Source organism: Gemmatimonadota bacterium (assembly GCA_040388535.1).
Taxonomy (GTDB): domain Bacteria; phylum Gemmatimonadota; class Gemmatimonadetes; order Gemmatimonadales; family GWC2-71-9; genus Palsa-1233.
Map to the genome: position 1 here is coordinate 1 of JAZKBR010000006.1, position 11,266 is coordinate 11,266.

Annotated in this window: 7 protein-coding genes and 3 rRNA genes; all 10 read left to right on the forward strand. The window is 62.9% G+C overall.

What is annotated here, in order from left to right:
• Positions 1–478, forward strand: a 16S ribosomal RNA gene (locus tag V4558_13090); the annotation flags it as partial.
• A gap of 188 nt (positions 479–666) precedes the next feature.
• Positions 667–3,612, forward strand: a 23S ribosomal RNA gene (locus tag V4558_13095).
• 86 nt (positions 3,613–3,698) lie between these two features.
• A 5S ribosomal RNA gene (gene rrf / locus V4558_13100) occupies positions 3,699–3,815 on the forward strand.
• A 74-nt stretch (positions 3,816–3,889) separates the two neighbouring features.
• Positions 3,890–4,762 (forward strand): GTPase Era, encoded by an 873-nt coding sequence (gene era / locus V4558_13105; GenBank protein MES2306440.1) that lies wholly within the window; start codon positions 3,890–3,892, stop codon positions 4,760–4,762.
• Positions 4,762–4,935: a Trm112 family protein gene (locus tag V4558_13110; protein ID MES2306441.1), complete on the forward strand. Its 174-nt coding sequence runs from the start codon at positions 4,762–4,764 to the stop codon at positions 4,933–4,935. Before era ends, V4558_13110 begins: the two co-directional genes overlap by 1 nt.
• Before the next feature lie 5 nt (positions 4,936–4,940).
• Positions 4,941–6,731 (forward strand): calcium/proton exchanger, encoded by a 1,791-nt coding sequence (cax, locus tag V4558_13115; protein MES2306442.1) that lies wholly within the window; start codon positions 4,941–4,943, stop codon positions 6,729–6,731.
• Between the two features lie 63 nt (positions 6,732–6,794).
• Positions 6,795–7,778, forward strand: a complete 984-nt coding sequence (locus tag V4558_13120; protein ID MES2306443.1) for a diguanylate cyclase — start codon at positions 6,795–6,797, stop codon at positions 7,776–7,778.
• A gap of 7 nt (positions 7,779–7,785) precedes the next feature.
• Entirely contained in the window at positions 7,786–8,520 is a 735-nt protein-coding gene (locus V4558_13125; GenBank protein MES2306444.1) for a zinc-ribbon domain-containing protein, read from the forward strand.
• Positions 8,521–8,617: 97 nt separating this feature from the next.
• Positions 8,618–9,722 (forward strand): peptide chain release factor 2 gene (gene prfB / locus V4558_13130; protein ID MES2306445.1). Its coding sequence is split into 2 segments (ribosomal slippage): positions 8,618–8,683 and positions 8,685–9,722, totalling 1,104 coding nucleotides; the frame shifts between segments, so codons are not numbered across the junction.
• Positions 9,719–11,260, forward strand: coding sequence for a lysine--tRNA ligase (lysS, locus tag V4558_13135; protein ID MES2306446.1), 1,542 nt, complete (start codon positions 9,719–9,721; stop codon positions 11,258–11,260). Before prfB ends, lysS begins: the two co-directional genes overlap by 4 nt.
• Positions 11,261–11,266 lie beyond the last annotated feature (6 nt).

The following is an 11,266-nucleotide window of genomic DNA, read 5'->3' on the forward strand; positions in this document are numbered from 1 at the left end:
AGCTCGTGTCGTGAGATGTTGGGTTAAGTCCCGCAACGAGCGCAACCCTCGTCCCTAGTTACCAGCGAGTAAAGTCGGGCACTCTAGGGAGACTGCCGGTGTCAAACCGGAGGAAGGTGGGGACGACGTCAAGTCATCATGGCCCTTACGTCCAGGGCGACACACGTGCTACAATGGCCGGTACAGAGCGTTGCCAACCCGCGAGGGTGCGCTAATCGCTAAAAGCCGGTCTAAGTTCGGATTGCAGTCTGCAACTCGACTGCATGAAGCCGGAATCGCTAGTAATCGCGGATCAGCCACGCCGCGGTGAATACGTTCCCGGGCCTTGTACACACCGCCCGTCACGCCATGGAAGCTGGGGGGACCTGAAGTCGGTGGGCTAACCGCAAGGGGGCAGCCGCCAAAGGTCAATTCAGTGACTGGGGCGAAGTCGTAACAAGGTAGCCGTAGGGGAACCTGCGGCTGGATCACCTCCTTTCTGGAATACCGAGTAGGGTGGATCTTCGGATCGCACCGCGAAAGGTTTCTGGTGTCGCCCGCACTCAGCCGGCTTTTCTCCCTGATTTCACTTTCAGTTCTTTGACAACCGAAGGTGGGATGATGTGCGTGTTCTATTCGCAAGAGTGGAACACGGGGAAGGAATCACACCGATTTCAAATGAAGTGAGATCAAACGCAATAATGCACACGGTGGATGCCTTGGCATTGAGAGGCGATGAAGGGCGCGGTAAGCTGCGATAAGCCTGGGGGAGCTGCACACGAGCTGTGATCTCAGGATGCCCGAATGGGGAAACCCGACTAGGTGCGAGCTTAGTCATCCGAAAGGAAGCCAACGCTGGGAACTGAAACATCTCAGTACCGGCAGGAAAAGAAATCAACCGAGATTCCCTGAGTAGCGGTGAGCGAACGGGGAAGAGGCCAAACCAGAGGAGCTTGCTCCTCCGGGGTTGTGGGACCACGACATGGGATGAACGACGCGAGGGTGAAGCGGCCTGGAAAGGCCCGCCAAAGACGGTGACAGCCCGGTAACCGGTTGCGTACGACCCCTAGTGGTATCCCGAGTAGCGCGGCGCACGTGGAATGCTGCGCGAATCAGGGGGGACCACCCTCCAAGCCTAAATACTCCTCAATGACCGATAGTGCACTAGTACCGTGAGGGAAAGGTGAAAAGCACGCCTGGTGGCGAGTGAAATAGATCCTGAAACCGTGTGCTGACAAGCTGTAGGAGCTTCCGCAAGGGAGTGACTGCGTGCCTTTTGCATTATGATCCGGCGAGTTACTGCTCACGTGCAGGTTAAGGCCCTCAGGGCCGGAGCCAGAGCGAAAGCGAGTCTGAATAGGGCGCAAGTACGTGGGCGTAGACCCGAAGCCGTGGCGATCTATGCTTGAGCAGGTTGAAGCCGCCGTAACAGGCGGTGGAGGACCGAACCCATGTGGGTTGAAAACCGCTGGGATGACTTGAGCATAGGGGTGAAAGGCCAATCAAGCTCGGAGATAGCTGGTTCTCCCCGAAATATATTTTGGTATGGCCTCGGCAAATGAGTTCCTGGGAGGTAGAGCTACTGGATGGGTCCGGGCTGCGTAAGCAGTACCTCCCCCAACCAAACTCCGAATGCCCAAGGAATGCTGGCCGGGAGGCAGTCGCTGTGCGCTAATGTACAGCGGCGAGAGGGAAAGAACCCAGAACGACTGCTAAGGCCCCGGAGTGGCGGCTCAGTGTAGCAAAGGATGTGGGTATGCTGTGACAACTGGGAGGTTGGCTTAGAAGCAGCCATTCCTTTAAAGAGTGCGTAATAGCTCACCAGTCCAGCGTAGCCGCGCCGATAATGGTCGGGACTTAAGCCGCCCGCCGAAGCATCGTCTTCACGCTAAGCGTGAGGGGTAGGGGAGCGTTCCCATAGCGACGAAGCCGCGGCGGAAGCCTTGCGGTGGAGCGGTGGGAAGTGAGAATGCCGGATTAAGTACGCGATAAACAGGGTGAAAACCCCTGTCACCGTAAGCCTAAGGTTTCCTGAGCCATGTCGATCAGCTCAGGGTTAGTCGGTCCCTAAGGTGAGGCCGAGAGGCGTAGCTGATGGGAAACGGGTCAATATTCCCGTACCAACTGTAGGCCGTTACGAGTTCGAGGAGGGACGCAGGAGCAGGATTTCCGACGGCGGGTGGTTGTGCCGTTGCAAGGTGGTAGACGTTGCCCGGGATTTAAAGACTGGGTTAGTCGAGAGCCGATGCCGAAGGGGCTTCACCGCCCCGCAAAGGGAAGTTGACGCATACTGCCGAGAAAAGCTTCGCGAACCAGGACTGCAGTTGACCGTACCGTAATCCGACACAGGTAGGCGAGGCGAGCAGCCTAAGGTGCTCGAGTGATTTACGGAAAAGGAACTCGGCAAAATGACCCCGTAACTTCGGGATAAGGGGTGCCGGCAGTAGCTGACCTAATCAAGGGAAGGCGAGACCGGCCGCAGAGAATCGTCCCAAGCGACTGTTTAGCAAAAACACAGGAGCGTGCAAAGGCATTGTCCAAGCCGACGTATACGCTCTGACTCCTGCCCGGTGCCGGAAGGTTAAGGCGAGTTGTCAGCCGCAAGGCGAAGCAATGAACCGAAGCCCCGGTAAACGGCGGCCGTAACTATAACGGTCCTAAGGTAGCGAAATTCCTTGTCGGGTAAGTTCCGACCTGCACGAATGGAGTAACGACTTGGGAGCTGTCTCTTCCGTAAGCTCGGCGAAATAGAAGCATCGGTGAGGATTCCGATTACCCGCGACAGGACAAAAAGACCCCATGCACCTTTACTACAACCTGTCATTGATTGTCGGTATGCGTTGCGTAGCATAGGTGGGAGCCAGTGAAACCGCGGTTTTGGCCGTGGTGGAGGCACCAGTGAAATACCACCCTTCGTTTACTAACAATCTCACTCAGCCGGCAACACCGGCGAGGACCGTGGCAGGCGGGTAGTTTGACTGGGGCGGTCGCCTCCTAAAAAGTACCGGAGGCGCACAATGGTTGGCTCAGTGCGGTCGGTAATCGCACGAGGAGTGTATACGCAGAAGCCAGCCTGACTGCGAGCGCGACGGCGCGAGCAGGGACGAAAGTCGGTGTAAGTGATCCGGTGGGACCGTGTGGACGGCCCATCGCTCATCGGATAAAAGGTACGCTGGGGATAACAGGCTTATCGCGCCCGAGAGTTCACATCGACGGCGCGGTTTGGCACCTCGATGTCGGCTTATCACATCCTGGGGCTGGAGAAGGTCCCAAGGGTCCGGCTGTTCGCCGGTTAAAGTGGTACATGAGCTGGGTTCAGAACGTCGTGAGACAGTTCGGTCTGTATCCGTCGTGGGCGTGGGAGTGTTGAGGGACGTCGTCCTTAGTACGAGAGGACCGGGACGAAGCGACCGCTCGTGTACGGGCTATCCTGCCAAGGGTATCGCCCGGTAGCGATGTCGCGCGAAGATAACCGCTGAAAGCATCTAAGTGGGAAACTTTTCCCAAGATGAACACTCCTAGATCTTAAGATCTCTAAAGGGCCCAGGGAGACTACCTGGTTGATAGGCCGCAGATGCAAGGCGTGCAAGCGCTTCAGTCGAGCGGTACTAATCGCCCGTGAAGTTTGATCTCTCCCCAAGTTTTTGTGTGATCGTTCCCGTGTAACAACCACATCATCCCATGCTTCAGTTGCCAAGATCTGTCAAATACAGATATTGGCTGGCGACCAGCGCGCAGGGGCCACACCCGTTCCCATTCCGAACACGGTAGTTAAGCCCTGCAGCGTCGATGGTACTGCCACCGCGAGGTGGTGGGAGAGTAGACCGTCGTCAGCCACCCCCATCGCAAAGCCGGATTCCGTTCACGGGATCCGGCTTTGTCGTTTTCCACCCACGACTATCTTCCTCCTATGCCTCGCTTCGGTCACGTCGCCCTCGCTGGCCGGCCCAATGTCGGCAAGTCATCGCTCCTCAATGCCCTCCTCGGTACCCATCTCGCGATGGTGTCACCCAAGGCGCAAGCGACGCGCATTCCGACCAGCGGTGTCATCACCGACGAAGACACCCAGCTCGTGCTGATCGACCTCCCCGGCCTCCTCGACCCCGCGTACCTGCTCCAGAAAAGCATGCGGCGCATGGCCATCGAGGCACTCAATACGGTCGATCTCGTGCTCCATCTTCATCCCGCCGCCGACGCGCCTGCGCCGCCGTTCCACGAGCTCGTCCCCGACGCGCCGCCGTTCCGCGCCCAGGTGATGACCGTCTATACCAAGGGTGACCTGGTCTCGTTCGCCCGGCGGCAGGTGCTCAGCGAGGAAGCGATCGTCACCTCGGCCCAGGATGCCAATTCCGTGCAGCGGCTCCTCGCCAAGGTGCGAGCGCTCCTTCCCGAGGGGGCCTTCCGTCACGACGTCGATGATATCGGCACCCAGCCGGTCCGCTTCTTCGTTGGCGAGTATCTCCGTGAGGCAGCCTTCGAGGAACTCGGCGAAGAGGTCCCGTACTCCTTCGCGGCCGAGGTCGACGAGTTCCGGGAGGACCGCAAGCCGGTGTACATTCGGGCGACACTCTATATCGAGCGCGAGTCCCAGAAAGGCATCGTCATCGGCCACAAGGGCGCCACGCTCAAGAAGATTGGTGCCCACGCCCGCATTCGGCTCGAGGAGCTCCTCGGCGAAGCGGTTTACCTGGAAACCTGGGTGAAGGTGCTGCCGAAGTGGCGTCGTTCGGCCACCGCACTCGCCCGGTTCGGTTTCCCAGTTGCTGACGACGAGAACAGCTGATGGCCCTGCCGAATGAACTGCTCGACATCCTCGTCTGTCCCAAGTGTCACGGCGATCTCGAGTATCGTCGCGAACCCGAGGAAGTCCTCGTCTGCCACGCCTGTCGTCTCGTGTACGCCGTCGAAGACGATATCCCGATCATGCTGATCGACGAAGCCAAGCCTCTTACCTGATTCCCGTGACCATACCCGATCAACTGCGCGCAGACGCGGCCACGCTCGCTGCGTCGCTTGAAGCCGATTTTGTCGGCACCGAACACCTCTTCCTCGCCTGGCTCGAGTCGGCCACCGGACCTGCCGCCGATACCATGCGGGCAGCTGGCCTGACGCCGGAAGCGTTTCGCACGCTGCTCGCGTCGGGCAAACAGCGCCGTCGCGGGCCAGGGCCCGTCGCTGCTCCCGGTGGACTCTCCTCGCAAGGCCAGCGCGTGCTCGAACTCGCGGCCGAACTCGCGACGGCCGACGGTCGCACCGAGGGCAATGCCGACGACATCATCCTCGCGATGATCCGGGAGCCACGCGGCGCACTCGCCCGCGCGTTAAGCGAATTCCAGTTGAAGCCATCAAAGCTGCGCGCCATCATCCGGCCAGGATCAGCGGAAGTCTCCCGGCCCGAACGCGAACCGCGCGAGCCGAGAGAGCCGCGTGAAGCGAAAGAGCCGCGCGAACCGAAGGAACCACGCGAGCCCAAAGAGCCGCGCGAGCCGAAGGAACCACGCGAACCCCGTGAGCCGCGCCCGAAGCAGGAGCCGAAAGGCGACCCGAAGCCCCGGCCGGAGCCGCGCCCGAAGCCCGAGCCGCGGCCGCGCCGCGACCCCGAGACCGACGACATTCCGTTTGCGCGCGCTCCTGAGCGGCCCCGGCTGACGCCGCCGCCCAAGCCGCCGCGCGACGCACCTATCGAGAAGAAGAAGCGCGCGGTGCCACTGTCCGCGGTGCTCTTCCTGGCCGTGCCCCTCGCCGTCTATCTGTCGCAGACGCACGGCGACCCGGTCTGGATCTTCGCAGCGGCCTGCCTCGGCGTGTTGCCGCTCGCGGGGCTGATGGGCAATGCCACCGAACACCTGGCCGAGCGCACCGGGCCGACGCTCGGCGGACTGCTCAACGCGACGTTCGGCAATGCGGCCGAGCTGATCATCGCCATCGCGGCGCTGCGCGCTGGATATGTCGATCTGGTGAAGGCCTCGATCACCGGCTCGATCCTCGGCAACCTGCTGCTGATCCTCGGACTCTCGCTCGTCGTGGGTGGCAGTCGGCGATCGTTGCTCTCGTTCAACCGGACCAATGCCGGAATGGGTGCGGCGATGCTCGCGCTCGCGGTGGCGGGCCTGATCTTCCCGGCGCTCTTCCACGCCATTCATCCCGAAGCACTGGTGGGTGTGGAACTGCATCTCTCCGAGGCCGTGGCCACTGTGCTCGCGGTGACCTACGGCTTCTCCTTGCTCTTCGTCCTGCGGACCCACAAGCCGCTCTTCGGCGGCGGTGGGCACGGCGGCCTTGACGGGCCATCGTGGGGCGTCGGCAAAGCGGTCGGGCTCCTGGCGCTGGGCACGGCCGGGGTGGCCGTCATGTCCGAGATCCTCGTCCACCAGGTCGGGGCGGTTACCGCGAATCTCGGCATTTCACAGGCGTTCCTGGGCCTGATCATCATCCCGATCATCGGCAATGCGGCCGAGCATGCGACCGCCATTGTGGTGGCACGGAAGGGGCAGACCGACCTCGCGTTCCAGATCGCCCTCGGGTCGAGCACTCAAGTTGCATTGCTGATTGCGCCGATACTGGTCTTTGCCGGAGCCTTCATGGGGGTGGCCGGGATGAACCTGGTCTTCTCCACCTTCGAGATCGTGGGGCTCTGCATGGCGGTGATTGTCTCGGCGTTCATCACCCTCGATGGCGAGTCGCACTGGTTCGAGGGCGTCCAGCTCCTGGCGCTCTATGCCCTCATCGGGGCTGCGGCGTGGTTTATTTGACGCTCCTGTCCGGTCCGCGTACGTTGCCTGTCCTGACCCTCGTCCCGGAGTGCCGACGTGCGAATGCAGCGGCGCATCCTACTCTACTGCGGCGCCGATGACCGGCCACCGCCCGAGCTCCTCGGGCGGTGGGCGGCGGCACGCGACCTCGCGATCGAGGCCTATGCCTCTCCCGCGGAGGTCGAGGCCCTGGTGCTGCGCGGACGCGGTGCGCTGGTGTTCGTCGACGACGACCCGACTTCCCCCGAGCGGGAGGCGATGGTCCGTCGGCTGAAGTCAGATTCGTTCACCGCGATCGTTCCCGTGACGGTGCTCACGCGGGGCCACGACGCGGCGGCCAACTGCCGCTGGTACGATGCTGGTGCCGATGAAATCCTGACGCCACTCTTCGATCCGCAGGAACAGCGCGCGCGACTCGACGCGCTGATCGCCCGTACCGAGCGAGACGTGGCGGTGCACCCCTCCACTCGGCTCCCCGGCACGACCGAGATCGAACGCGAGATGCGGCGCCGCCTCGACGCGAGCCTGCCGTTCGCAGTCTGCTATGCCGACCTCGATCACTTCAAGGAGTTCAACGATCGCTACAGCTACTACGACGGCGATCGCGTCATCTACATCCTCTCGCGCATTCTCCACGACGTCGTGCGCGGTATGCTCGGTGCCGACGGCTTCGTCGGACATATCGGCGGCGACGACTTCATCTTCATCACGTCGCTGGGTGACCATGCGCCGGTGTGCAGCGAGATTCTCGCCGTGTTCGACGAACTGATTCCGCTGCAATACAGCGAACAGGATCGACGCGCCGGCTATTTCTTCGGCAAGGACCGGCGCGGTCAGCTCCACCGGGTGCCGCTGATGACGCTGTCGATCGGCGTGGTGACCAATCAGCATCGTCGCTTCACCCACCCGGCGCAGGTGAGCGAGCTGGCGACCGAAATGAAGAGTTACGCCAAGACGCTGCCGGGATCAGTCTTTGTTGTCGATCGTCGCCGTGGAGACCAGGAATTGCGGAGTGGTCCCGGCGGACGTGACGCCCGCTCCTCGTGAGGATGTCATGAATGTGACCTGTCCGCAGTGCGCGACGGTGTTCCGCGTTGATCCGGCGAAGGTGCCGGAGCGCGGCGTCCGTGCCCGCTGCTCGGTGTGTGCCGCGTTGATCGCGGTCCGTCGTCCGGTGGCATCGCCGGTGCTCCCGCGCGAATCCGCGCCGGCCATCGCCGCACCCGTGCCGATGCCGCCGCCCGCAGCGGTACCGCCGCCGCCGGTCTTCGAACTGCCGCCGGCCCCGATGCCGAGCCCCGCTCCACGTCCGGCACCGGCACCGGCGCCCGCACCAGTGACTCCGCCGCCGCCGGCACCGATCGCGGTGTCGCCTGCGTTTCCGAGCATCGAGTTCGACGAAACGCCGATCCCGCCGCTCTCGCCCCCGTCGGTGCCCTTCGCGACGCTGCCGAAGGACTCGGCCATGCCGCCCGCGCCGCCGCCGCCGGTGGCGCCGCTCTCGCCGCCGAGCGGCAATCGCTTCAGCAATCCGTTCCTCCAGCAGGATCCCTCCACCAGGGCGCGTCGACTGGCTCGGGCGCTCGTCTCCGATCTCGTCGTCTATCATCCCGAGAAGCGGCAACGCGGTCTGGCCGAGGGAAACCTCAAGGACCTCTTTGCCGAGGAGATCCGGAAGAGCTGGGAGGAGTACACCGAGCAGGTCGGGGAAGACGTCGCATCGACGACGCCGTACTTCACGGAAGCACTCAACGAGATCCTGGCCGAGGGACGCGCGCTCTTCGGGTGATTCCGCTATTATTCCTGTCTGACGTCGGGCCGTTCGCCGTCGCCCACCGTGGGGCGGGTGAGCGGCCCGATCCGCACCAGAAAGACAGGAGCACCTGATGGCAGATCTGGCAGAGCGCGTGGCAGGGTTGAAGAAGCAGGTTCTCGAGCTACGAGACTTCCTTTGACCTCGATCACCGGATAGCGCGACTCACTGATCTCGAAGCCAAGCAGGCCGATTCGGCCTTCTGGGCCGACGCGGCGCGCGCACGAGAGCAGGTGCAGGAGATCAAGACCCTGAAGGGATGGATCACTCCCTATCAGGATCTCGTCAATCGGATCGGCGATGCCGAAGGGCTCCTCGAACTGCTCGAACTCGAACCAGACCCGGCCCTGTCTCAGGATCTCGAAGGAGAGATCGCGCGGATCTCGCGCGAGCTCCAGAGCTTCTCCCTGCAGACGATGCTGCAAGGTCCCGACGACGGGCGCGATGCCATCCTCACCATCCACCCAGGCGCTGGCGGCACCGAGTCCCAGGACTGGGCCGAGATGCTGATGTACATGTATCGTCGCTGGGCAGAGCGGAAAGGATTCTCCGTTTCCGTGATGGACCTGATGCCGGGCGAAGAGGCCGGAATCAAGTCGGTCACCATCGAGATCAAGGGGCAGTACGCCTACGGTTTCCTGAAGGCCGAGAAGGGCGTCCACCGGCTGGTCCGGATTTCTCCCTATGATTCGCAGGCGCGGCGTCACACCTCATTCGCCTCGGTCTTCGTCTATCCCGACATCGATGACACGATCGAGATCGACTTGCGCGACGAAGACATCAAGATGGATGTCTATCGCGCATCGGGTGCCGGCGGCCAGCACGTCAACAAGACGTCGTCAGCCGTGCGACTCACCCACGAACCGACCGGCCTCGTGGTGACCTGCCAGCAGGAACGGAGTCAGTTCAAGAACAAGGACACCGCGATGAAGATGCTGCGGGCGGCGCTCTACCAGCGCAAGCTGGAGGAGCAGGAGGCGGCGAAAGCGCTGGTCGAGGCCACCAAGACCGACAACTCCTGGGGCAACCAGATCCGGTCATACGTGTTCCAGCCGTACACCATGGTCAACGACCACCGGACCGAGTTGAAGCTGTCGGATGCGCAGGGCGTGATGAACGGTGACCTCGACGAATTCATCGAGGCGTACCTCAAGCGGTTCGGAGGAAAGGCGGCGTGAGCGAGCACCTGCTGGAACGGACGCATATCGAGGAGGCCCGTCGCGCCAAGCGCGCGGAACTCGAGGCCAATGGTGTCGCGGCGTACGGCTACTCCTACGCCCGCAGCCATCTTGCCGCCGAGGCGCTCGCGCTGTGGGACGACGCGATGGGCGAGGACGGCCCCGCGGTGCGTGTCGCCGGCCGTCTGGTGGCCTGGCGCGGGCAGGGCAAGACCATCTTCGCGCACCTGGAGGATGTGTCGGGTCGGATTCAGCTCTATCTCCGCCGCGATCAACTCGAGGCGCTCTGGTCCACGATCGAGCGACTCGACCTCGATGATCACGTGGGCGTCGCGGGCCGGCTCTTCCGCACGCGCTCCGGCGAGATCAGTGTGGCCGTGCGCGACGTGGAACTGCTCTCCAAGTCACTGCGGGCCCTGCCGCGTGGCAAGGTCGAGACCCTTCCCGACGGCAGTACGGTACTTCACGGCGGGCTGACCGATCCGGAAGTGCGCTACCGTCAGCGCTACGCCGACTTCGCCGTGCACCCCGAACTCCGCGAGACCTTCCGGCTGCGCGCCCGCGTCATCGGCTACATCCGGCGGTTCCTCGACGAGCGTGGCTTCCTCGAAGTGGAAACCCCGGTGCTGCAGCCGCTCTATGGTGGCGCATCGGCCCGGCCGTTCGTGACCCATCACAACGCGCTCGACATGCCGCTCTTTCTGCGCATCGCCGACGAGCTCTATCTCAAGCGATTGATCGTGGGTGGCTTCGAGCGGGTGTACGAGATCGGCCACGACTTCCGCAACGAAGGAATGGACCGGACCCACAATCCCGAATTCACCATGCTCGAGTGGTATCAGGCGTATGCCGACTACCGCGACGTGCTGGCGATGTTCGAGGAACTTCTCGCGGGCATCGTGCATTCATCCCTCGACACGCTGATCCTTGAGCGGCAGGGTGTCTCGCTCGACTTCACGGCACCTTATCGCCGGGTGTCGTTTGTCGAGGGGATCAAAGCGACCAGCGGCATCGACGTGCTGACGAACACGGAGGAGGAGATGCGCGAGTATCTCCGTCGCCAGGGCGAGCCGGCCGAAGCCGTGGCCACGATGGCCGGTGGGCGACTGCTCGACGAGGTGTTCAAGGCCTCACTCGAGCCGACGCTGGTCCAGCCAACCTTCGTCCTCGACTATCCCAAGGCACTCTCCCCGCTGGCGAAGCCGCACCGCGATGATCCACGGCTCACCGAGCGCTTCGAGTTCTTCGTGCTCGGGCGCGAGGTCGCCAACGCGTTCAGCGAATTGAATGACCCCGACGACCAGCGCAGCCGCTTCGAGGACCAGGTCAATCAGCGCGCAGCCGGCGACGAGGAAGCGCAGCAGTTCGATGCCGACTACATCCGGGCGCTCGAGTTCGGGATGCCACCCACCGGCGGGATCGGTGTCGGCATCGACCGGCTCGTGATGCTCCTGGCCGATGAGGCTTCCATTCGCGACGTGATTCTCTTCCCGGCGATGCGACCCGAGAGCGACGGCCGCCCGGCCGACAGCGAGTAACGCACC